22 protein-coding genes are annotated in these 22209 nt (G+C 37.4%); 16 read left to right on the top strand and 6 right to left on the bottom strand.

Annotated features, from left to right (window positions below; genetic code table 11):
• Positions 1–23: 23 nt before the first annotated feature.
• Positions 24–2279, top strand: a complete 2256-nt coding sequence (locus BXY75_RS12840) for a tetratricopeptide repeat-containing hybrid sensor histidine kinase/response regulator (RefSeq protein ID WP_245962970.1) — start codon at positions 24–26, stop codon at positions 2277–2279.
• Here BXY75_RS12840 and lpxK read toward each other — a convergent pair.
• A complete protein-coding gene (gene lpxK, locus BXY75_RS12835) occupies positions 2272–3285 on the bottom strand; it encodes a tetraacyldisaccharide 4'-kinase (protein WP_121908164.1) in 1014 nt (337 codons plus the stop codon). The two genes, BXY75_RS12840 and lpxK, sit on opposite strands and share 8 nt — an antisense overlap.
• 120 nt (positions 3286–3405) lie before the next feature.
• Here lpxK and BXY75_RS12830 point away from each other — a divergent pair, with 120 nt between their 5' ends.
• The 4 genes from BXY75_RS12830 (at position 3406) to BXY75_RS12815 (ending at position 7324) form a co-directional block, all read left to right on the top strand.
• On the top strand, positions 3406–4500 hold the full coding sequence (locus tag BXY75_RS12830; RefSeq protein ID WP_121908163.1) for a Nif3-like dinuclear metal center hexameric protein: 1095 nt from the start codon (positions 3406–3408) through the stop codon (positions 4498–4500).
• A 3-nt stretch (positions 4501–4503) separates the two neighbouring features.
• Positions 4504–5286: a zinc ribbon domain-containing protein gene (locus BXY75_RS12825; RefSeq protein WP_121908162.1), complete on the top strand. Its 783-nt coding sequence runs from the start codon at positions 4504–4506 to the stop codon at positions 5284–5286.
• Between the two features lie 109 nt (positions 5287–5395).
• Positions 5396–6076 carry a peptide-methionine (S)-S-oxide reductase MsrA gene (gene msrA, locus BXY75_RS12820; protein WP_121908161.1) on the top strand — a complete coding sequence of 227 codons (681 nt, stop codon included), beginning with the start codon at positions 5396–5398 and terminating at the stop codon, positions 6074–6076.
• An 84-nt stretch (positions 6077–6160) separates the two neighbouring features.
• A complete protein-coding gene (locus BXY75_RS12815; RefSeq protein WP_121908160.1) occupies positions 6161–7324 on the top strand; it encodes a fibronectin type III domain-containing protein in 1164 nt (387 codons plus the stop codon).
• Here the strand turns inward: BXY75_RS12815 and BXY75_RS12810 are convergent.
• A complete protein-coding gene (locus BXY75_RS12810; protein WP_121908159.1) occupies positions 7321–8118 on the bottom strand; it encodes a class I SAM-dependent methyltransferase in 798 nt (265 codons plus the stop codon). The genes BXY75_RS12815 and BXY75_RS12810 overlap by 4 nt on opposite strands.
• Positions 8119–8282: 164 nt before the next feature.
• Here BXY75_RS12810 and BXY75_RS12805 point away from each other — a divergent pair, with 164 nt between their 5' ends.
• Positions 8283–8438: a lmo0937 family membrane protein gene (locus BXY75_RS12805; RefSeq protein WP_121908158.1), complete on the top strand. Its 156-nt coding sequence runs from the start codon at positions 8283–8285 to the stop codon at positions 8436–8438.
• 195 nt (positions 8439–8633) lie between these two features.
• Here the strand turns inward: BXY75_RS12805 and BXY75_RS12800 are convergent, their stop codons facing one another.
• Entirely contained in the window at positions 8634–8924 is a 291-nt protein-coding gene (locus tag BXY75_RS12800) for a GNAT family N-acetyltransferase (RefSeq protein ID WP_121908157.1), read from the bottom strand.
• Complete coding sequence (locus tag BXY75_RS12795) at positions 8924–9346, bottom strand: (4Fe-4S)-binding protein (RefSeq protein WP_121908156.1); 423 nt, start codon at positions 9344–9346, stop codon at positions 8924–8926. The genes BXY75_RS12800 and BXY75_RS12795 overlap by 1 nt, the downstream gene beginning before the upstream one ends.
• Before the next feature lie 68 nt (positions 9347–9414).
• On the opposite strand from BXY75_RS12795, the gene BXY75_RS12790 reads away from it, so the two are divergent.
• A complete protein-coding gene (locus tag BXY75_RS12790; protein WP_121908155.1) occupies positions 9415–10122 on the top strand; it encodes a hypothetical protein in 708 nt (235 codons plus the stop codon).
• Here BXY75_RS12790 and BXY75_RS12785 read toward each other — a convergent pair.
• Positions 10112–12271, bottom strand: a complete 2160-nt coding sequence (locus BXY75_RS12785) for a T9SS type A sorting domain-containing protein (RefSeq protein WP_211331824.1) — start codon at positions 12269–12271, stop codon at positions 10112–10114. The two genes, BXY75_RS12790 and BXY75_RS12785, sit on opposite strands and share 11 nt — an antisense overlap.
• Before the next feature lie 251 nt (positions 12272–12522).
• Between BXY75_RS12785 and kynU the strand changes: the two genes are divergently transcribed.
• The 9 genes from kynU (at position 12523) to BXY75_RS12740 (ending at position 21566) form a co-directional block, all read left to right on the top strand.
• Positions 12523–13785, top strand: coding sequence for a kynureninase (kynU, locus tag BXY75_RS12780; RefSeq protein WP_121908154.1), 1263 nt, complete (start codon positions 12523–12525; stop codon positions 13783–13785).
• Positions 13786–13874: 89 nt separating this feature from the next.
• Positions 13875–15293, top strand: a complete 1419-nt coding sequence (locus BXY75_RS12775; RefSeq protein ID WP_121908153.1) for an FAD-dependent oxidoreductase — start codon at positions 13875–13877, stop codon at positions 15291–15293.
• 84 nt (positions 15294–15377) lie between these two features.
• Positions 15378–15800: a RidA family protein gene (locus BXY75_RS12770; RefSeq protein ID WP_121908432.1), complete on the top strand. Its 423-nt coding sequence runs from the start codon at positions 15378–15380 to the stop codon at positions 15798–15800.
• Positions 15801–15807: 7 nt separating this feature from the next.
• Complete coding sequence (locus BXY75_RS12765; protein ID WP_121908152.1) at positions 15808–16650, top strand: alpha/beta hydrolase; 843 nt, start codon at positions 15808–15810, stop codon at positions 16648–16650.
• Positions 16643–18094: an aldehyde dehydrogenase gene (locus BXY75_RS12760; protein WP_121908151.1), complete on the top strand. Its 1452-nt coding sequence runs from the start codon at positions 16643–16645 to the stop codon at positions 18092–18094. The genes BXY75_RS12765 and BXY75_RS12760 overlap by 8 nt, the downstream gene beginning before the upstream one ends.
• A 151-nt stretch (positions 18095–18245) precedes the next feature.
• Complete coding sequence (locus tag BXY75_RS12755; protein ID WP_121908150.1) at positions 18246–19031, top strand: SDR family oxidoreductase; 786 nt, start codon at positions 18246–18248, stop codon at positions 19029–19031.
• Between the two features lie 340 nt (positions 19032–19371).
• Positions 19372–20454: an amidohydrolase family protein gene (locus BXY75_RS12750; protein ID WP_121908149.1), complete on the top strand. Its 1083-nt coding sequence runs from the start codon at positions 19372–19374 to the stop codon at positions 20452–20454.
• Positions 20455–20544: 90 nt separating this feature from the next.
• Positions 20545–20919 (top strand): hypothetical protein, encoded by a 375-nt coding sequence (locus BXY75_RS12745; protein WP_211331823.1) that lies wholly within the window; start codon positions 20545–20547, stop codon positions 20917–20919.
• Between the two features lie 5 nt (positions 20920–20924).
• Entirely contained in the window at positions 20925–21566 is a 642-nt protein-coding gene (locus BXY75_RS12740; RefSeq protein ID WP_121908148.1) for an O-methyltransferase, read from the top strand.
• A gap of 2 nt (positions 21567–21568) precedes the next feature.
• Here the strand turns inward: BXY75_RS12740 and BXY75_RS12735 are convergent, their stop codons facing one another.
• On the bottom strand, positions 21569–22207 hold the full coding sequence (locus BXY75_RS12735; RefSeq protein WP_317125252.1) for a response regulator: 639 nt from the start codon (positions 22205–22207) through the stop codon (positions 21569–21571).
• Positions 22208–22209 lie beyond the last annotated feature (2 nt).

Genomic DNA, 22209 nt, shown 5'->3' with positions numbered 1-22209 from the left:
TATCGCCTAACTACATAAGGTAGATGAATAAACTTCGTGCTTCTTACAAGATTTGCATGCCTTTTTTGGTGTGTTTATTCGCCTATACAACAATGTTTGCTGTTCAAAACGCTCAGGATACAATTGCACAAATTGCTAAGTACAGACAAAATGCCGAAGCGGCCATTGTGATTCAGGATTACGACGAAGCGATTCTCAACTTAAGCTTGGCGGAAAAACTTTTAACCACTTTCAATGATGACGATTCTAAAACCAACGTTCTTCTTACATCTGTAGGTTTAAATTACTATCTAGAAAACTATCGGAAGGCGGCATCTGAAAGCAACAAATTAATAGAGCTACTACTTAAAACAAACAAAAGAAATGAGTTAGGAAAGGCTTACAATAGATATGGTTTTGTGCTTACCAGAACCAATGAATTACAAAAGGCACGCATGTATTTTCAGAATGCAGACGAAATTTTTACTGAGCTTAACGAAGAAAAAAATCAATCGGATGTATTAATGGGTATGGGAATTCTTGAACTTAAAGAAGGGAACCCAAAAAACGCCGTGAACTATTTCGATGCTGCCATTCCCCTTTATCAAAACTTCGGATACAAATATCAGGAGGCTTTTTCACAATTAAATAAGGCTAATGCATTATTACAACTTGAAAATACCTCTAGGACAAACAATGTAAGACTTGCAAAACAAGCACTTGAAGCAGCGAATATCTTAATCGATGCCAATGATTATACGAAGCTAAAAATAGAAAGTTATAAGGTTGCATCAGAGATTGCCTTAAAGGAACGAAAGTATAGGTCTGCTGCTGAGCTATTAAATATATATTCCACTAAAAACGATTCCATTCACCAAGTTTATATTTCTATTATTACGAAAACTATTGAGGAAGAAGCTAATTTAGGAAATCTTACTGAAATAATTGAGACTCAGAAGAATGACCTTGATCAGAAAAAGAAATCTATTAACTTCGGTAAAATGACTAATGGTCTTAGTATTGCACTAATTGTAATACTATCTTTACTTACACTCTCATTATACAAAAACAACAATTTAAGAGCTAAGGCTAACGAATTATTACAGGATAAGAACAATGAGCTCCTTCTAGCCAAAGAAAAGGCCGAAAAAGCATCATTGGCAAAGGCACAATTCCTTTCTACTATTACTCATGAACTACGTACTCCATTATATGCTGTAACAGGTCTTACACATTTACTGATGGAGGAGAATCCAAAGGACTACCAAAAAGAGCATCTAAATTCTTTAAAATTCTCTGGCGAATATTTACTATCTCTGATAAATAATATACTTGATCTCAATAAACTAGAAGCTAATAAGGTAGAGGTAGAAAAGACTACATTCAATTTAAAGAAACGTATCAACGATGTATTGGTTGCGTTGAAGAAATCTGCAGACGACCGTAAAAATAACCTTCATCTTGAATTCGACGAAAGTATCCCTGATCGACTTGCCGGTGATCCATTAAAACTATCTCAAATTCTTATTAATTTAGTAGGTAATTCTGTGAAATTCACACAAAACGGAGATGTGTTTGTGAGAGTTCAGAAATTGGATCATGGCAACAATAAGGTGATGCTCCATTTTGAGATCGAAGATAATGGGGTTGGTATATCCAAGAAAAAACAAAAAAGCATTTTCGAAACCTTTTCACAAGGCTCATTGCAAATTAATCGAAAGTTCGGTGGTACCGGACTAGGTCTTTCAATTGTAAAAAATCTGTTAGAATTAATGAACAGTAAAATTCAATTGGACAGTCAATTAGGTCAGGGATCAAAATTCTGGTTTAATATTAACTTTCAAATTTCCGAAGAGATGACAGAAGACAATAACCCAAACAACATCATCTATGATGTGGATTATATGGCGTTGGAAAATAAAAATGTGTTGGTCGTAGAAGATAATAAGATCAACCAAATGATTACGAAAAAGATTCTGGAAAAGAATAAAATGAGATGTGAGGTCGCCGATAATGGAACAGATGCCGTTAAGATGGTTAAGAAAAATGATTATGATGTTGTTCTAATGGATATTCATATGCCGGGAATTAGTGGAATAGAAGCAACTCAGAAGATTCGTGAATTTAATGAAGACATACCCATCTTGGCCTTAACAGCCGTTACCATTGATGAAAATCTAGACGATTTCTACCGTGCCGGTTTTAATGAAATCATTCCTAAACCATTTAAGCCGGAAGAGTTTTTCGAAAAAATATACCGCTCCATAAACAGTAAAAACAAATTTGTAAAAGCTAACTAAATCGAGCTTCGTCAATACTATCTAATACCGATTGTTTTAAGAAGTGTTCCTGCTCTTTTAATATAATCGTTTTTATAGGTAGATAATAAATAGCAAACTTTCCCAAAGCCGGCTGTAATCTTACATAATCTTTTTCTGTAGTGAGAATGATCTCACTTTCCTTTAATTTATTTATTTCTGAAGCCGTAAAATGATGATGATCCGGAAAGGTCTTGTGATCGAATACATAATGCTCTTTTCTTAAAAAATCAACAAGTGGTTTCGGATTAGCAATTCCAGTTACCAGCGTAAAAGACTTGTCTAAGAGATAATCAAGCCGCTGTGTTTCTGTAGGACCATAGATGAGTTTATCGTATCCTATTCGGGAAAAATACAGCTTCTGTTTCTCCTGAAGATTCAGTTTAAGCTGAATTTTCTGCATTTCTGCATACGCCACTCCATCAGGGCATTTAGTAACAATAATAATGTTGGCTCTTTTAGCACCAGATGCAAATTCTCTTAAATTTCCGGTAGGAAGCATAGAATCATTATAGTAAAGATCATCATAAGGCGTAAGTAGAATTTGGGTCGAAGGCTTTACTTTTCTGTGTTGAAACGCATCATCCAACAAAATGATTTCTGCTTTTTCTTTTAGCTTTTCTATCCCAGTGCGACGATCTTCACAAACCGCTACTGTTATCTTCGGAAACTTTTGCTTAAATTGAAGCGGCTCATCTCCAACTTCACTTACAGTACTATTTTCTTCAACCAATCTAAAACCACTCGTTTTCCTTTTATAACCGCGACTTAGCACAGCGACCTTAAAGTCCTTCCGAAGAAAACCAATTAAGAATTCGATCATTGGAGATTTTCCGGTACCTCCTGTGGATAGATTTCCAACACTCACTACAGGAATATCATAGCTTTTACTTTTCAGTAAATTATGGTTGTAGAAAAAATTCCGAAGAGCGGTAACGCCTCCATACAAGACCGAAAAAGGAAACAGGATTTTCCGTAGCAATTTCATTTGGCGAAAATACAAATTCACAGGCAGGTGATATCTTTTAATTAAAAATAAATTCCAAGATTCACAAAGCTATTCAGAAACAAAAAACAGAATCTAGTATCTTTACTCCAAATTAGAATAATGAAGGTCAAAGATGTAATACAATTACTCGAGGAACTAGCACCTCAAGCATATGCCGAGGATTTCGACAATACTGGATTATTAATAGGCGATAAAAACAATGAAATTACAGGCATCCTTGTCACTTTAGACACCTTAGAAAGTGTAGTGGACGAAGCAATTTCAGAAAAATGCAATCTCATTGTGAGTTTTCATCCCATTGTTTTTTCAGGACTGAAAAAGATAACAGGAAAATCGTATGTCGAACGTGTTGTTCAGAAAGCAATAAAGCACGATATAGCTATTTTCGCGATCCATACGGCCTTAGACAATGCCTGGAACGGGGTCAACGCGATGATCTGCGAGAAATTGAAACTTCAAAACCGACGGATTCTACTTCCGCAGAAAGCCACCATTAAAAAATTACAAACCTATGTTCCTTCAAAGGATATAGATATGGTGAGAGAAGCACTGTTTTCTGCTGGAGCGGGAGAGATTGGAAATTATACAAACTGTAGTTTTACAACATCCGGCACCGGAAGTTACAATGGTAATGAGGATTCTTCACCTGTGATTGGCACCAAAGGAAAAACACATTTTGAAGACGAAATATCACTTAGTGTTACCTTTCAAAGACATTTAGAATCTAAGGTAGTATCAGCTTTAATCAACGCACATCCCTATGAGAAAGTTGCTTATGAAATTACTACCCTTGAGAATGAAAATCAGCATATTGGTATGGGAATGATCGGTGAATTTTCTTCGGAAATGGAAGCCTCTCGGTTTGTAGCCTTTCTGAAAGATGCCATGAACACAAAATGTGTACGTCATTCGAAGCTTACAGCACAAAATATTAAAAAGGTTGCCGTTTTAGGCGGAAGTGGAAGTTTTGCCATTGAAGCTGCAAAAAGAGCCGGAGCCGATGCATTTGTCACTGCAGATTTGAAGTATCACGACTTTTTTAAATCAGAAAACAGCATTTTATTAGCGGATATTGGTCATTATGAGAGTGAACAGTTCACAAAAGAGCTTTTACATTCTTTCCTTAATAAAAAAATCACTAATTTTGCAGTCGTTTTAGCGCAAACAAACACCAATCCTATTAGCTATTCTTAAAATATGGCATCAAAGACTGAAATTACAGTAGAAGAGAAATTAAGAGCATTGTTCGACCTTCAATTGATCGACTCTCGAATTGATGAAATTCGAAATGTTCGCGGGGAACTTCCGTTAGAAGTAGAAGATCTTGAAGATGAAGTAACCGGAATGAACACCCGTCTTACAAAACTCAAGACTGATCTTGAAGTGATCGAGGATGACATCAAAGGAAAGAAAAATCTTATTGAGGAAGCAAAAACCTTAATCAAAAAATACACTACGCAGCAAGATAATGTGCGTAACAACCGTGAATACAACTCTTTGAGCAAGGAAATCGAATTTCAGGAATTAGAAATTCAATTGGCCGATAAGCACATCAAAGAATTTAAGGCTCAAATTGAGCAGAAAAATCAGGTGATCGAAGAAACAGGCGTTCGTGTAAAGGCTCGTGAAGATCACTTGAAGCACAAACAAGGTGAATTGAACGAGATTCTTGCCGAAACTGAGAAGGAAGAGAAATCTCTTATTAAGGAGTCGGAGAGTTTTGAAAAGAAAATCGAAGATCGTCTTATTAACGCATACAAGAGAATTAGAACCAACGTAAAAAATGGACTAGCAGTTGTTCCCGTTGAACGTGGAGCATCCGGAGGTTCGTTCTTCACCATTCCACCTCAGGTACAGATGGAGATTGCATCTCGCAAAAAGATCATTACCGACGAGCACAGTGGTCGTATTCTGGTAGATCCAGAGTTGGCGCAAGAAGAGCGCGAAAAAATGGATGGGATCTTTGCTAAAATGAAATAGTAAAACCTATATAAATAGTAATTAAGCCTTCACCTAAAAGTGGAGGCTTTTTTTATGCCCCATGAAAGGAAGTAGTCTCACAACCGACTTAGCTTAAAATTGATTTCTTATGAAAAAATACATGTTCTTCGGAATTTCCATGCTCTTTATTGCCATGCAAGCATCTTGTCAATCTTCGAATGAAAAAAACAAAGAAGCTGAGTCTATGGCTCAGCAACAGCAGGATCCAGTTGAAGTTGAAATGAAAAACGGCTTAGCACGCGCCTATTTTGCGAGTGGATGTTTTTGGTGTGTTGAAGCTGTATATGAAAGTGTGAAAGGTGTTAATGAATCGATTTCGGGATATAGCGGGGGCCATACGAAGAATCCAACGTACGAAGCCAGTAATACTGGCCGTACCGGACATGCTGAAGCAGTGGAGATACTCTACGATCCAGAAGTTGTTAGCTTTAGTCAGTTGGTTGATGTTTATTTTGGTTCACAGAATGTAACACAGGTCAACGGACAAGGACCCGACAATGGTTCTCAATATCGTTCCATAATATTCTATCAAAATGAGGAACAAAAGAATATTATCGACTCCAAGATTAAAACACTGGAAAAAGAAGTAGGTGAAGGAAAGGTCGCAGCTCAAGTACTTCCTTTCGAGAAGTTTTGGGATGGTGAAAATTATCATCAAAATTATGAGCGACTTAATCCGAACAACCCTTATATCCAAAATGTTTCTGTCCCAAGGTTAAAACGATTTCAGAAAAAATTCCCTGACTTATTAAAAGAAGGAGCACATTAATTAGTGACTTAATGCATTTTTCGTATTTTTAAAGCTAATCAAGACGCAACTTAATATCTTTTAAGCGTCTTTTATTAAAATGCTTTGAAAAAACTAATCGCAATATTAAGTTTATTAATTATTCTGGGCTGTGGCTCGGATGATGATGCATCAAGTCATGAGAATAATAATTTTGTTCTCATCGTGACTATTGATGAAACCACATTAGACTCAGCTACAATTAGCTGGAACACTCCAACAGAGGGAAATTACCTTTATCGCGTTGTACTTAACAATGACATTTTAACTGACGGTCTACAGACTAACACTTATACATTTACTGATCTTAATGAAAATCGAGGTTATAACGGGACAGTATTTGCGGTAAATCAAAATGGAGATGAAACTTTTGGTAATTACAGTTTTACAACTGAACCATTGAGAGATTACCCAGGAGTTCTTAGACTTACAACACAATTAGAAGTTGATAATTTTCAATACACATCAGTTGCAGGACTAGAATTAGAAGGCCAAGATATTACAAACATAGATGGACTCGCAAATTTAGATTTCGTAAAAATTCGTTTTAATTTAATAAATACTAAGGTCTCTAATCTTGATGTGATTTCAAATATGACTTTTGTCCCTGATTATAGATCTTCAATTGAGGTTAGTAATAATAATCAATTGGTAGACATAAATGGACTCAGCCTATTTTTTCTCGCTGGATATGATATAAAAATTGAAAATAATCCATTATTAACGCAAATAGACGACATTCAATTTCATCAGGAAGTAAGAGACGTTATAATTTCAAATTGCCCTATTTATTCTATCCCAGTTATGAGCACACAAGAAAGCCGTTATTTGTACCTGGAAAATCTTCCATTAACAAATTTAAATGCATTCTCAAATTTAGATACAACGGGAGGATTGATGCTTGTGGAAATGCCGAACCTAAATAATTTATCAGGTTTAAATGAACTTAAAAAAGTTTGGAGTTTTAGAATAATTAACAACCCAGTTTTTGAGAGTTTTGAAGGAGCTCCCTTACTTTTTTCAGCTCCACACCCTAATGTTTATTTCACTTCACATTTAAATCAAAATTTAACTAATTATTGTGGCCTTACAACGTGGATGAATAACACATATATCCACATAGACTATGACTATGATGGTAATATTCTTGAACACCATTATAAAGTTAGTAATAATGCCTATAACCCTATTGAGACACAGATAGAATCCCCAACAGAGTGCTCACTTTAACGCTTTGTAGCCAATACCTCGAAAACCAGTGGATACAGTCCGTTAGTTAGTTCGTAGAGCCCAGCCTTATTTTTTACCAACCCGGGGAAAATATCATACGGAGAAGCATCGTGTTCTCTTAAATACTCAATCTGAAGTCCTGCTTCGGTCAAGGACGATATTACTTCTCCCAAACCATGATTCCATCCATACTCCTTGCTTATCATTTTAGACCCGGTATCTCCATACGTACCTTCATATTCTTCATAAATCGCTTCCTTTTGCTGATACCCATATTTCATCTCAGGTGGAGAAACGGTATAATCGAACATCCAGGCGATGGGATGAAATTCTACCATATAAAAAACACCGCCAGGCTTCAGACGTTCAGAAATCATTTTTGCCCATGGTCGTAAGTCCGGTAACCAACCAATAGTACCGTAAGATGTAAATACTATATCGAATTTTTCAGAAACAAAAGAAGAAGTATCCAGAACATTACAGCACACAAAGTTTGCATCTAATTCTAGTTCCTTGTTTAGATTCTGCGCCAGTTTTATCGCTTCATCAGATATATCGACGCCAGTACACTTAGCCCCCATCCTACTCCAACTCAAGGTATCTTGTCCAAAATGACATTGTAAATGGAGTAAAGATTTCCCTTTCACCTCTACCAAAGCCTCTAATTCGAAAACATTCAAAGTGGTTTTACCTTCCTTAAATGCCTGCATATTATAAAACTCGCCTGCAGCATGCACCGCAACTTTTTTATTCCAGGTTTCGCGATTGGTATTAAATGCTTTTTTTAAATCCATCCTTAAAATAATTTGGTTTCAAAAATAATAGTTTAACATGAATTAAACATAAATTAACATAAACACACAAAATAATTAATACTAGCGTTAAAGCATGTTAAATCAATAATCATTTAACGAAACAATTAATATTTTCGTAATGTAAACCAACAAACACAAACACTATGAAAGATTTACTTTGGTTAATTATCGTTATTTTAGTTATCGGTTGGCTAGTAGGATATTTTGCTTTTCCAGCTGTCGGTAGTTTAATTCACATTTTATTAGTTTTAGCAATTATCGCTATACTGTATAAAGTTATAACGGGAAGAAAATTATAAACCATCTAACTAACACTTAAAACAAACATTATGAGAAAAGTATTTTTTATTTTATTCGCCTTTGGTATTTTAGGGACTAGCCTTACAAGTTGCAGAGAGAAGTCGACTGTTGAAAAGATCGCCGATGACGTTGAAGACGCAATAGATTAATAACTTGATAATTGATTAAAGGTCCTATAAAAATAGGGCCTTTTTTTATACGCTATATCCTTTCGCTAAGAGTTCTTTCCATTCAGGATGCCGCTTTAGATAGGCCGCAATAAATGGGCACAATGGCACTAGTTTTAAATTCTCATCTTTAATTTGCTGCAATACTTGATTTGCCATAGATGACGCCACTCCTTTACCTTCCAATGCCTTAGGGACTTCAGTATGTGTTAAATACACCTTATCCTCTGCCCTTATATATTCGATAAGCGCAAGATTTCCCTCGACTTTTGCCTCGAAACGTTTCTTTTCTTTATTTTCTGAAACAATCACTTCCATCACAATGCTGTATTATGTGAACCATCACAAAAAGGTTTATTGTCTGAATGTCCACATCGACAGAACGCGGTCACTCTTTTCTTCGTCTCTTCGCTTCCATCGAAATGCTTAACATGCAACGTACCATATACCATTAATGGTCCTTTATTTATTACTTCGATTTTGATTTTTTCTTCGCTAACTTCGGAAGTGGTTGCAGGCTTACCGACTGCATTCATATAATAACTAAGCGCCCCCGAAGGACAGTTATCGATTGTAGCTTTGATTTTTTCAGTTGAAGAGTTCTCCGGGTGAATCCAAGGCTTGTCTTTCGGTTTAAAAACATCGGGAGAACCATGGACACAATTTGCCGAATGTATACACAAATTTGGCTTCCAAACTACAGTAAGCTCCCCGTTCGAATATTCTTTTTGCTTTTCCATACTTAAAAATACAAAAATTATTGCTTCAAAAATACTTTGACTATTTTTACTGAAACATTTCAGAAACTATGAAAAAGCTGATTTTTATACTTTGTATTGCACTTTCAACAATTGCCTGCAATAACAACAATCATAAAGCCGATACTAAAGGATCCAGAGAGTTTATCCCTGATCATGATGCCAATCCTAATCTTACAACTGCCCAGCAGATTGCTTACGCTAATGGAGTGACTCATTGGAAAAATGTTTCAGAGATTAACTTCACCTTTAATGTAGACAGAGGTGAAAATCATTTTGAACGCTCATGGAATTGGAAGCCCAAGACCAATGATGTTATGATGCGTTCTACTTCAGACACTATACGTTACAATCGATCACAAATGGATAGTATTATTAAAAAAACAGATGCTGCCTTTATAAATGATAAATACTGGCTATTAGCTCCTTATAATCTGGTTTGGGATCAAGGCACCGAATTTTCAGAAAAGAAAAATATGGTTTCACCTATTTCAAAAGATACACTAGATCTACTTACAATTACCTATGGAAATGAAGGAGGATATACCCCGGGCGATGCCTATGATCTTTACTTCGGAAAAGATTATCGTATCAAAGAATGGGTTTTCCGTGAAGGGAATGACAGCATACCAAGTATGACAACTACCTGGGAAGATTATGAAAATTTTAACGGAATTGAAATTGCAAAAATGCACAAGGATAGCACTGGCAATTTTAAACTATATTTTACAAACATTTCTGTGAAACTTACTCCTTAATTAGTCGCTTAGTCAATAGTATCTTATCATTCTTATCCTTCAGAACAACAAAATAAACTCCCTGTTCAAAGGCCGAAACATTCAGGTTGCATCGATCTTCAGTGTCGAATTGGACAGCTACTTCATGAATGCTTCTTCCTAAAAGATCATAAAATGTGAGTTGCGTTTGTGCCTCAGTATGGTAAAATAAAATCACTTCTTCTGTTGCTGGATTTGGAAATAGAGCCCCTTCCGAAGCTAATGCAGCTGTAAAATAACGTTCTGCAAAGCGAAATGCTTCATGTCCAATTTTTTCACCAAGTATTCGCCCCGGAATATCATCGATTGGCGGATGAATTCCTCCCCAAATTCGTGACAAACTTGTCTGGTCACTAGCATCACGATACGTAGCCCATTGTAATTGCACATCGGCTGATGGCCCTTTTTCAAACTTTAAAAAACTATCTGCAGGTGCATTAAACGTTCCCATTCCGCCGGGAAAAAACGCATCGCCGGTAAAAAGCGTGAGTATTTCGGCAGCGGCTCTCGAAAAAGTGGAATGACCTGAAACATATCCTGCGAATGGGGGTGTAACAAAAGATGGCCTTTGATATGGAAACCATTCATCGGCAAAGATCCAACCCACCCCTGCAACATCAGTATTGGGATCAGCGATAACACCAGGGCCTCGCCAAGCAAACAATTTAATTTTACCAACATTTTCATTAAAGGCTCCCGCCAAAGGATCACCTTCCTGAACGACTTCAATCATGCCTGGGCTCAAAGGCATACCGTGCGGATTGTAATTTAATAAATTTGAATCAGACGACTGTCCGTTATCTGCCATATACCGAATCGCGCTTATCGGTCTTATATAATCGTAATACCCTTTTAAACCCCAAGAGGTAACTGCAACATCATGCATGGCTCCACCTAGAATAAAATAGCCTTTTATATCCCATTCAAGATCTGTTAACACCCTTCCTCTACCTTTAAATTTCTTAGCCAATTGCGGTTGATCACTAACATAATTTAAAAGTGTAAACCAATGTCCGGGGGGTGTCTCACTTTCGGGGCCATCTGCCCAAAACTCAGCCAATACCCGCGTATAATCACCTCTCAATACCATATTTGGTTCATATGGCAAAGAGCTTACTGGATTAATAGTACGACCATGACTTGGATCTCCACCATCTTGATAATTATAGAATGTTTTAAACCCGTTGAAGGTGGTCGGGAAATTAGTTGAGTCGTAATTTCCAATGGCGGCCGGTGAGATATCGATCATGACTCCATCCGCAGGATCCATATGCGAACTCCAGGCCGCGACCAATGAAAAGCCCCATTTATAAGGATCATCCATGCCCAATCCGTCCTGAATATATGAAGGTTGACCGGGATCATGATAAATTACATAATCATTTCCATTAACCGTATTAATCGTTTTTTCTTCCTCTTGTAACGAAAAGGGTATCACACTTCCCCATTCCGGACCTAAAAAAGGAGGTTGCCCACCTGGGATTGTATTTCCACTTTGATCTATCCAGTTTTCAACCCTTAGAGGCTGCCAATGATTGGGATTTGCAATAGTAGGATTTCCCGAAATATCGGTATTTAATGGTTCGTTCACAGGTTCATACGACTGATTTTCATAGCCTAATGCTTCGTTAGAACCATCTTGTAATCCGAATGCAATTAACTGCGCTGCGATATAATTTCCTAAGGCTGCTCCATCTCCATTGTTATAATCGACTGAGGTATAATTTAAGTCATAGCCCAAATTTTGCATCAAGGCATCTATCGAAGTAAATATATTCTCTTTCCTGGGTGCTTCGGAAAAGCGATGACGAATAAGACGATACACTGCATAACTAATCGCTTTTTTTCTCGCTTCGGAAGGATCTCCTGCTGGCGAAAAACCTTCGAACTCACAATAAAAACCACCTACTTCCTTATCAAGGAAAAAAGTATCTGCATTTGGGTCGAAGACAGCCCATGCGTCGTACATAGCGACAGAGGTGTGGAAAAGATTTCGAGCATGAACTGTTGGGCGCGCAAAATCGTTACGAATTCCGTTTAACACTTCTTCGTTCCATTGACGCGCAATAGACTGTCCGAAAATTGTTAAGGAACAACCAATCACAAAAAATAAAGTGAGTATTTTTTTCAATGCTATATTATTAAGGTGATCGAAAAAGATAATTAAATTAATAAATAACTGTCTGAGCCTGTCGAAGAAACTTTTAGAATGCACTTCGACAAGCTCAGTGTGACAACTTATATCAAATTAACATTTAGAAAAAGCTCTAAGTAACAGCCACAAATATACGACATACTAACTTTTAACTGGACGGTCTAATTTATACTTACTTCAAATTATAATTCCTATTTTTGTTTAGAGCCGAAAACCAGTCCGAAATTATGTTCGAAAACAGCTTAGAATACGCCAGAAAATGTGATGCTTCCGATGCATTAGCGTCTTTCAGAAAAAGATTTCATATTCCAAAAAGTGCTTCAGGTGAGCCTTTTGTTTATCTCTGCGGAAATTCTCTCGGATTGCAACCTAAGGCTGCATCAGAATATATTCAGAAGGAATTAAGAGATTGGTCGTCTCTTGGGGTTGAAGGACATACTGAAGCAGAACATCCCTGGTTACCTTATCACGAATTTCTCTCGGTTAATATGGCCAAGATTGTAGGCGCAAAGCCTTCCGAAGTAGTGATTATGAACACTCTTACCACCAACCTTCATTTAATGATGGTTACTTTCTTCAGACCAACAAAAAGTAGATATAAAATTGTCATTGAAAGTGATGCTTTTCCAAGCGATAAATACGCAGTAGAAAGTCAGTTAAAATTCCATGATATCGATCCCAAGGATGGACTAATTCTTTGGAAGCCAAGAAAAGGAGAAGAGTTATGTCGTTTTGAAGATCTTGAATTAATTATGAAAGAGCATGGTGATAGTATAGCCTTGTTAATGATAGGAAGCACGAATTACTACACAGGGCAATCTTTCCCGTTAAAAAAAATAGTTGAATTAGGACATAAACACAATACTAAAGTAGGATTCGATCTAGCACATGGAGTTGGAAACATTCAACCCAACTTGCATGCTTCAGGTGCGGATTTTGCGGTTTGGTGTACTTATAAATATCTTAATAGTGGCCCTGGAAGTTTGGGAGGCTGCTTTGTTCACGAGCGTCATGCCGATGATAAGGATTTAAAACGATTTGCCGGCTGGTGGGGACATAACAAAGAGACACGATTTAATATGAGGCACGAATTCGATGCCTTATCGGGCGCGGAAGGATGGCAATTAAGTAATCCGCCAATTTTATCGATGGCTGCCATACGAGCATCTCTGGATACTTTTGCAGAAGCAGGATTTGATAATCTTCGGAAAAAATCGGTGACATTAACCGGTTTTCTAGAATTTTTAATTGATGATCTCAAGGATGATAGAATATCTATAATCACCCCAAGAAATCCTGATGAGCGTGGTTGCCAATTATCGATTCAAGTAAAAAGTGCTGACAAAAGTTTACATACAAAGTTAACGGAAGCCGGAGTAATTAGTGATTGGCGCGAACCTGATGTAATTCGGGTGGCGCCTGCACCACTTTATAATAGTTATGAAGATGTATTTCACTTTGCAACTCGCTTAAAAGATACTTTAGATTAGTCATGCAAATCCGATTTATAACAATCGAACAAGTTGCTTGACCGTAAATTAATATTCACTTAAAATTGATCTTCAGTTTGAAGAACACTATGAAAATTAAAGAACACATTTTGATTGTTGGCGCAGGTCTTTGCGGGAGCCTTTTAACTCTTAGATTAGCACAACGCGGATATATGGTAACCCTAATCGAAAAACGACCCGATCTTCGTCAAGTTGAACAAGATGCAGGAAGGTCGATTAATTTAGCACTTTCAGATCGAGGTTTGAGAGGTTTACGATTAGCGGGTATAGATTCTGAAGCAAAAAAACTATGTATTCCTATGCATGGTCGTATGATACATGACCGACAAGGAAACACTTTTTTGAGCAAATATAGTGGTCGATCTAATGAATATATCAACTCTATTTCACGCCCTGGACTCAATATGTTGCTGCTTGATGCCGCCGAACAAATGTCTAACGTTGAGATAATTTTTAATCATGGCTGTAAATCGGTAGATCTGGAAAATGCCTCAGGAACTTTTAAGAATTACAGTACCGGAAAAGAAGTCAATTATAGTGCAGATATTCTAATTGGAACTGACGGCGCCGGCTCTTCGGTGAGAAAAAGCATGTTTAATCATAAGAAATTTTTGTTTAGTTTTTCACAACAATGGCTTACGCATGGTTATAAGGAACTTGAAATACCGGCTACTAAAGAAGGAAAATATCGTGCCGATAAGGGAGCGCTACATATTTGGCCAAGAGGTGAAGATATGCTGATCGCACTACCCAATTTAGACGGTAGTTTTACAGTTACTTTATTTCTACCATACTCCAATAGCGAGTATTGTTTTGATAAGCTTACGACGGCAGATAGTGTATTAAGTTATTTTAAAAAGGAATTTCCGGATGCTTTAACACTAATGCCTAATCTAGCCGAACAGTTCTTCGCGAATCCAACAGGTCCGTTAGGCACCATTAAATGCTCTCCCTGGAATTGCTACGGAAAATCTTTAATCATGGGGGATGCGGCACATGCCATAGTTCCTTTTTACGGACAAGGGATGAACGCTTCTTTTGAAGATGTGGTGGTATTTGATGAAATTCTGGAAAGCTTCGAAGGAAAAGAAAATGGTTCAACAAATTGGAATACTGTTTTCTCTGAATACGAAAAGAATAGATTAAAAGATACAAATGCAATCGCAGATTTGGCTGTAGATAATTTTCATGAGATGAAAGAACATACGGCTAGTGAGTTGTTTCAGAAGAAAAGAAAACTTGAAATGTCATTTGAAGCTGAGTTTCCTATGGATTACTACTCTAAATATTCCTTGGTGACTTTCAATGAGAAGATTACCTACGAGGAAGCCTTAAAACGAGGAAGAGCTCAAGACAAGGCAATATTAAACTTAATCGACGATGGCAAACTAACAGAAGAGATGAGCTTGGAAGAGAAGCTAGCCATAGTTAAAAAAGAAACCAAAGATGTACTGCATGACGATGCTGTAGTGCGCAATTTAAAGTAAATTCCAATAGCTCTGCCAGCGCAGTTGTAGGGATAATTAGTGTTCAATAAAATAGGTCTCGACTGCGCTCGAGCAGAACTTAAAATGACAAACAAAAGCAGATTAGTAGAGGGAAAAGCAACACCAAGAGGTGCCTATCCGCATGTTAAACGAGTTGGAGATTTTATTTTTATGTCGGGAACCAGTTCAAGGTTGCCGGACAATAGTTTTGCAGGTGTACACAAGGTGGACGAGATGGGAACGATGCGATTGGATGTAAAGGAGCAAACGCGAGCGGTACTTGAAAATATTAAGGATTATCTGGCATTAGAAGGAGCGACTATGGCCGATGTCGTTGATGTCACTTCTTTTTTAGTGAATATGAATGATTTTGCGGGTTACAATGAAGTCTATGCCCAATATTTTGACAAAGAAACAGGACCTACGAGAACTACAGTCGCTGTGCACCAGTTGCCACATCCTAATCTCGTAATTGAGATCAAGGCGATGGCATTCAAACCGAAATAAATTAATCATGAGACGAATTTTGGCATTATCAATTTTGATTTCAGTAATTATTACTCAATCGATCTTTGCACAAACTCAAAAAGTCAGTATCGAAAAAGTTCCTTTTGCAATTGGTGAAAGTGTAAGATTTTATTCAAAAATATTGAAAGAGAATAGAATACTTAATATCTATTTACCAATAAGTTATTCGGAACTTTCCGAAAAAAAATACCCTGTCATTTACTTGTTAGATGGCTCTGCACATGAAGATTTTGTACATATTTCAGGTTTAGTACAGTTTGCTTCATTTTCTTGGATCGATATGATTACGGAAACGATTGTTGTAGGTATTTCAAACATAGATAGAAGCCGTGATTTCACTTATAAATCGAACAATATGCAAGATAAACTAGAGTACCCAACGGCTGGTGAATCTGGAAACTTCATTGAATTTATTGAAAAAGAACTTCAGCCTTTAGTGACCTCGAATTACAGAGTAAATGATCAAAACACATTAATTGGTCAATCCCTTGGTGGATTACTTGCAACTGAAATACTATTTAAAAAACCTGATCTCTTCAACAATTATGTAATTGTGAGTCCTAGTTTGTGGTGGGATGACGAATCTTTACTAAAATATTCACTTAAAGAAAATACTTCTAAAAAGTTTATTTACTTAGCTGTTGGCAAGGAGGGACAACCGATGGAGCGCTTAGCCTATAGATTAAAGAACAAACTAGAGACAGCAAAAAACACATCCTCAAATTTATATTTTGAATTATTACAGCAACAAAATCACGGAGACGCTCTCCATCTAGCTGTATACCATGCATTTGAACGAATGTCTTATAAAGAAAAGAAAAATGATTAAGGTTCTAAACTACATCAACGGAAGCTATTGTGAACCAATTTCCGGTAAATGGTTGGATAATTACAATCCATCCAATGGAGAGGTGTACTCAAAAATTGCAAAGTCTGAAGCCCGTGATATTGAGCAGGCTTATGTGGCTGCAAAAGAAGCTTTCAAATCATGGTCAAATACCACCATCGATGAGCGAAGTCGTATTATGCTCAAAATCGCAGATTTAATTGAAGATAATTTATTGAAACTTGCGAACGCTGAAGCCATGGATAATGGCAAACCACTAAGTCTGGCGTTAACTGTTGATATTCCCAGAGCATCTAGTAATTTTCGATTCTTTGCAAATGCAATCACACAATTTTCAAGTGAGGCTCATGAAAGTGTTGGCTTAAACACGATGAATTTCACCTTACGACAACCCATTGGTGTAGTGGGATGCATTTCGCCTTGGAATTTACCATTATATCTTTTCACATGGAAGATTGCCCCTGCTATCGCTGCAGGAAATACTGTTGTTGCTAAACCAAGTGAAGTGACGCCAATGACAGCTTTTTTGCTAGGTGAAATATGCACTAAAGCAGGATTACCAAAAGGAGTATTAAACATAGTACACGGAGAAGGCCCAACGGCCGGACAAGCAATAATTGAACATCCTGAAATTAAAGCAATTTCATTTACCGGAGGCACTAAAACAGGGGAACATATTGCCAGAACTGCGGCACCTATGTTTAAAAAATTATCGTTGGAGCTTGGCGGAAAAAATCCTAACCTCATTTTTGCCGATTGCGACTATGATAAGATGTTAGCAGTTACGGTTCGTTCATCTTTCGCTAATCAGGGTCAGATTTGTCTCTGCGGAAGTAGAATCTTTGTGGAAAAACCTATTTACGAGAAATTTAAAAAAGATTTTGTAGCTAAAGTAAAAGAGCTGAAAGTTGGCGATCCTTTTGAAGCGTCTAGCAATATAGGGGCCTTGGTCTCCAAGTCTCACATGGAAAAAGTACAATCTTATATTAAACTTGCAGAAGAAGAAGGTGGAAAAATTTTATATGGCGGCAAACGAGTAACGGTTAAAGGTCTTGAAAATGGTTATTATTTGGAACCAACAATCGTCGAAGTTTATGATGATCAATGTAGAGTTAATCAAGAAGAGATCTTCGGACCGGTTGTAACCATTATGCCTTTTGAAAGAGAAGAAGAAGCATTAAAAATGGCGAACAGTGTAAAATATGGGCTTTCGTCCACGCTTTGGACCACAAATATTAATCGAACCATGCGTATGAGCAAAAAACTGGAAGTGGGAATTGTGTGGGTCAACACCTGGTTGAATCGCGATTTAAGAACACCTTTTGGAGGCACTAAAAATAGTGGAGTAGGTCGTGAAGGCGGATTTGAAGCCCTTCGATTTTTCACTGAGGCTAAGAATGTGTGTATCGCGTATGAGGATGAATAATGAATAGTGAATAGTGAATAGTGAATAGTGAAAATTAATAAATCACATTAACTGATAAACTTTTAGACACTGAAAATTTGAAAATTGGTTCTATGTAACTTTGGAGCATTGCCACTTTGGAAAAAATTAATGAAGAAAGAAAACAAACGATATGAACTTAGATTTAAAAAATAGAAATGCTATTATCTGTGGAAGTACCGCCGGTATTGGAAAAGCTTCTGCCATACAACTGGCTCAGATGGGCGCCACAATAACATTGGTAGCCAGAAATGAAGAGAAACTGAAGGAAACCTTGTTGGAGTTACCTTTTAAAGACGGACAGAAACACAATTATATTGTAGCCGATTTTAATGATCCTGAAGACCTTAAATTAAAAATTGAACAGCGGGTTAAAGAAAAGAATTTTCATATTCTACTCAATAATACTGGTGGTCCTCAAGGGGGTCCGATTTTTTCGGCAGATGTTTCAGAGTTTACAAATGCTTTTTCGCAGCATCTGGTTTGCAATCAGATATTAGTACAGGCGGTCGTTCCCGGAATGAAAGAAGAGGATTTTGGTAGGATCATCAATATCATATCGACTTCTGTAAAACAGCCTATTGACGGGCTGGGAGTGAGTAATACGATTCGAGGCGCAGTTGCAAGTTGGAGCAAAACCCTAGCTAATGAGTTGGGTCAATTTGGAATTACTGTAAACAATGTACTTCCCGGCTTTACAGCTACTGATCGCTTGGATGATATCGTGGGAAATGCTGCCAAAAGGATGAATAAAACAGAAGCTGAAGCCAGTGCATTTATGAAGAGTCTCGTTCCCGCTAGACGTTTTGCACAACCTGGTGAAATCGCAAATGCGGTGGCCTTTTTATCAAGCGAAGCAGCAAGCTATATCAATGGTATTAACCTTCCGGTAGATGGAGGTCGTACCAAGTCCTTGTAATCCTAACGTGGATTTTTATTGACAGTAGGTAAGCAATCAGAAAGTTTGTAACTTTAGCTGAGTTTTAAAAGACGCATTTTGAAGTTAGTAAAGACTTTCGGGCAAGGATTGAGGCGGCATCCCCTGTAGTGCCAATATAGTAGAGTGAAACTCACTTTTTGAATACTACAGGGATATAGACGAAAGCCTGATCTAACGAAGCCCCGAAGTATGAGTGGCTTTGTTAGAGCACGCCAAAAATGCCATCAATAGATAAGACTAACTATTCGAAAAGAGATTCTACTTAGTTCACGGCGTTTTACATTTTGAAACAAAAAAACCTGTTAATCAGGAAACACATATGAAACGAAAACTACGCATTAACGGTCATTCGCACTTACTTCCTTATCCGGAGGAAATTCCGCAGTTTATGAAGGACAAGGAAATTTTTTGGGTGGATAAGGATCGAAAATTTATGCTTCAGAAAGATTGGAGTCGACCTGTGACAGATTCCAGTTTCTTCCTTGATGATAAATTGGAGTGGATGGAGCGATTTAAGATCGATCATGCGGTGGTTTTAAATCTGTCGCAACTATACGGAAATGGGCTGAGGGTTGAAGAAATGAAGCAGGCGTTGCGTTTTCAGAACGATTTTAATGCTAAGGTGCAGCGGGAACACCCTTCGAAATTTACTTGCGGATTCGTGGTGCATCCTGGGTTTGTAAGAGGTGCACAATGGGAAATGGAACGATGCGTGGAGGAATTGGGCATGCAATTATTGTGTTTGCCAACGCATTATATGGACACTATTGGGACATGGCGTTGCATTTTTGACGAAGAGAATGAACCTATTTTTGAAATGGCTAGTAAATACAATCTTGCCGTTGAAATCCATCCGTACGATGGGGAAAAATTTATAAAATTAGAAAATACGGCCTGGCGTTTTCACCTTATTTGGATGTTAGCTCAGTGTGCCGATGCATATCATTTTTTGACTTTAAATGGATATGCCGATAAATATCCGAATATGCGTACCTGCTTCGCGCATGGGGGGCAGTTGGCGCAGATGAATCTTGGAAGACGAATTCAGGGATTTGATGGGAGACCGGATTTATTTGAAGGAAAGACACATCCACGAAGAGCTGTGGGACATAAAAACATCTTCTTTGACACCTTGGTTCACGATACCGGTTCTTTAGAATTGCTCGTAAAGAATCAGGGCTCCAAGCAGGTATTAATGGGACTGGACGACCCTTATCCTTTGGGTGAAATGGAAAGTGCGGTGCAATCTTCGTATCCGGGAAAAATATTGGATCTGGCTTTGGAGCGTAAGATTTTAAATGAGGATCAATGCGATGCGATCTGGGAAACAAATGTAGTTCAATGGTTGTGTGGTGATGACGAAGCCGCCAAAGCAAAGCTCTATAAACGAATTCTGGGCTAATATGACCGAGGTTACAAAGTTTTATATCTTTTCACATATTTTCATTTCGTTTATTGGTGCGGTTCTCCTGATTGCAATTTGAGACTCACTTTGAGAGAACTCTTCCTCTCTCCTATTTGTTTGTTTAAAGTGACCGAATTATCTCCTTTAAAGTATGTGGCTTTTATAATGGGTGTATGGTTTTCGGCTAATTTCTACGGGCATTTCTTTGCAGGTAAGATTGCCAAACTCACCTCGGCTTCGAATGGGGAGCCTACTATTTTTTCTGAAGGTTATTTTGGCGATATAGTCACCGCTATTACTGGTCTTAACCACGAGTCTGCTTTAAACGGTGGCGAAGTATTACAACAGTTATTTTCGTATGTTTCTGTGTATGCAAGTTTTGGAGTAATTAGTGTAATTGTAGGTATATTTGCCATACTAATTTCACCTGTTATTAAGAAGATGATGGCAGGTATTCATTAAAGAATATGGACTTTTTACCTGAAAAAATTGACAACTATGCTGTGGCTCATTCGCAATCGGAACCAGAATTGCTTCAAAAACTAAATAGGGAAACCTGGCAGAAGCAAATGCAACCACGAATGCTGAGTGGTCACTTTCAAGGACGAGTATTGAGCATGCTTTCGAAACTAATTAAACCACAATGCATTCTCGAGATAGGAACTTATACAGGGTATTCGGCCTTATGTCTTGCAGAAGGAATGGCTTCGGAAGGAACGCTGCATACCATAGACATCAATGAAGAATTACACGATTTTCAACGTCGGTATTTTAATGCTTCAGAGTTTGGAGATCGTATTTTTCAATACACAGGAAATGCGTTAGAAATTATTCCGAAGCTAGAAAAAAACTTCGATCTCGTCTTCATAGATGCCGATAAAAATAATTATCCAGCTTATCTTGAAATGCTGCTTCCGAAGTTAAAAAAAGGCGCTGTCATTTTAAGCGACAATGTACTGTGGAGTGGAAAAGTAGTGGAAGAAATCTCGGAGCAGGATGAAGACACTAAAGCAGTGATTAGGTATAACAAAATGCTGAACACAGATTCGAGGTTGGAATCGGTGTTGTTACCAATTAGAGACGGACTTACCATTAGCCGTGTGAAGTAAATTTACGGTGTAAAAATCTTATTTTTGATTGCGTAAATTACTAGTCCGGTGCGGTTTCTAAGGTTTAATTTTTCGAAAAGCACATCTCGATATCCTTCTACTGTTTTAGGGCTCAAGCACATAATATCAGCGATTTCTCGATAGGTTTTTTCGGAACATGCATGTTTTATAAATTCAATTTCTCTTTCTTTAAGAGAAGCAATACCTGTGTCTTTATTGCGAAGGGAATCTACTAATATTCTGGCAATAGTATTCGTGTGATAATAACCATTATTAATCACTTCCAAAAGAGCTTCATTGAGTTCAGCTTTTTTAACATCCTTCATTAGATAACCTTTTGCACCTGCACGTAGCATTTTAAGAATGGTGTTTTCTTCTTCTTCAATAGAAAGTGCTAATACTTTTACATCCGGGAAATGATCTTTTAAATAAACAGTGGTTTCTATACCATTTAGTATAGGCATATTGACATCCATTAAAACGACGTCGGGAATATTTTCCTTACTTTCAAATTTATCAATCAGCTCCTGACCGTTATTACATAAATACAAAACTTTGAAATCATCGAAGGCTTCGACCAAAGAACCAATTGCTTGTGAAAGTAAAACATGATCATCCACAACTACTACCGAATATGCCATAA

The organism is Ulvibacter antarcticus (assembly GCF_003688405.1).
Taxonomy (GTDB): Bacteria; Bacteroidota; Bacteroidia; order Flavobacteriales; family Flavobacteriaceae; genus Ulvibacter; species Ulvibacter antarcticus.
Note: the sequence above shows the minus strand (reverse complement) of the source record. Positions and strands in the feature narration are given on the sequence as shown.

Bases quoted from the DNA above. Each gene is read 5' to 3' on its own strand.
- BXY75_RS12840 (WP_245962970.1), top strand. From the start codon at position 24: ATGAATAAACTTCGTGCTTCTTACAAGATTTGCATGCCTTTTTTGGTG.
- lpxK (WP_121908164.1), bottom strand. From the start codon at position 3,285: ATGAAATTGCTACGGAAAATCCTGTTTCCTTTTTCGGTCTTGTATGGA.
- BXY75_RS12830 (WP_121908163.1), top strand. From the start codon at position 3,406: ATGAAGGTCAAAGATGTAATACAATTACTCGAGGAACTAGCACCTCAA.
- BXY75_RS12825 (WP_121908162.1), top strand. From the start codon at position 4,504: ATGGCATCAAAGACTGAAATTACAGTAGAAGAGAAATTAAGAGCATTG.
- msrA (WP_121908161.1), top strand. From the start codon at position 5,396: ATGAAAAAATACATGTTCTTCGGAATTTCCATGCTCTTTATTGCCATG.
- BXY75_RS12810 (WP_121908159.1), bottom strand. From the start codon at position 8,118: ATGGATTTAAAAAAAGCATTTAATACCAATCGCGAAACCTGGAATAAA.
- BXY75_RS12805 (WP_121908158.1), top strand. From the start codon at position 8,283: ATGAAAGATTTACTTTGGTTAATTATCGTTATTTTAGTTATCGGTTGG.
- BXY75_RS12800 (WP_121908157.1), bottom strand. From the start codon at position 8,924: ATGGAAGTGATTGTTTCAGAAAATAAAGAAAAGAAACGTTTCGAGGCA.
- BXY75_RS12795 (WP_121908156.1), bottom strand. From the start codon at position 9,346: ATGGAAAAGCAAAAAGAATATTCGAACGGGGAGCTTACTGTAGTTTGG.
- BXY75_RS12790 (WP_121908155.1), top strand. From the start codon at position 9,415: ATGAAAAAGCTGATTTTTATACTTTGTATTGCACTTTCAACAATTGCC.
- kynU (WP_121908154.1), top strand. From the start codon at position 12,523: ATGTTCGAAAACAGCTTAGAATACGCCAGAAAATGTGATGCTTCCGAT.
- BXY75_RS12775 (WP_121908153.1), top strand. From the start codon at position 13,875: ATGAAAATTAAAGAACACATTTTGATTGTTGGCGCAGGTCTTTGCGGG.
- BXY75_RS12770 (WP_121908432.1), top strand. From the start codon at position 15,378: ATGACAAACAAAAGCAGATTAGTAGAGGGAAAAGCAACACCAAGAGGT.
- BXY75_RS12765 (WP_121908152.1), top strand. From the start codon at position 15,808: ATGAGACGAATTTTGGCATTATCAATTTTGATTTCAGTAATTATTACT.
- BXY75_RS12760 (WP_121908151.1), top strand. From the start codon at position 16,643: ATGATTAAGGTTCTAAACTACATCAACGGAAGCTATTGTGAACCAATT.
- BXY75_RS12755 (WP_121908150.1), top strand. From the start codon at position 18,246: ATGAACTTAGATTTAAAAAATAGAAATGCTATTATCTGTGGAAGTACC.
- BXY75_RS12750 (WP_121908149.1), top strand. From the start codon at position 19,372: ATGAAACGAAAACTACGCATTAACGGTCATTCGCACTTACTTCCTTAT.
- BXY75_RS12740 (WP_121908148.1), top strand. From the start codon at position 20,925: ATGGACTTTTTACCTGAAAAAATTGACAACTATGCTGTGGCTCATTCG.
- BXY75_RS12735 (WP_317125252.1), bottom strand. From the start codon at position 22,207: ATGGCATATTCGGTAGTAGTTGTGGATGATCATGTTTTACTTTCACAA.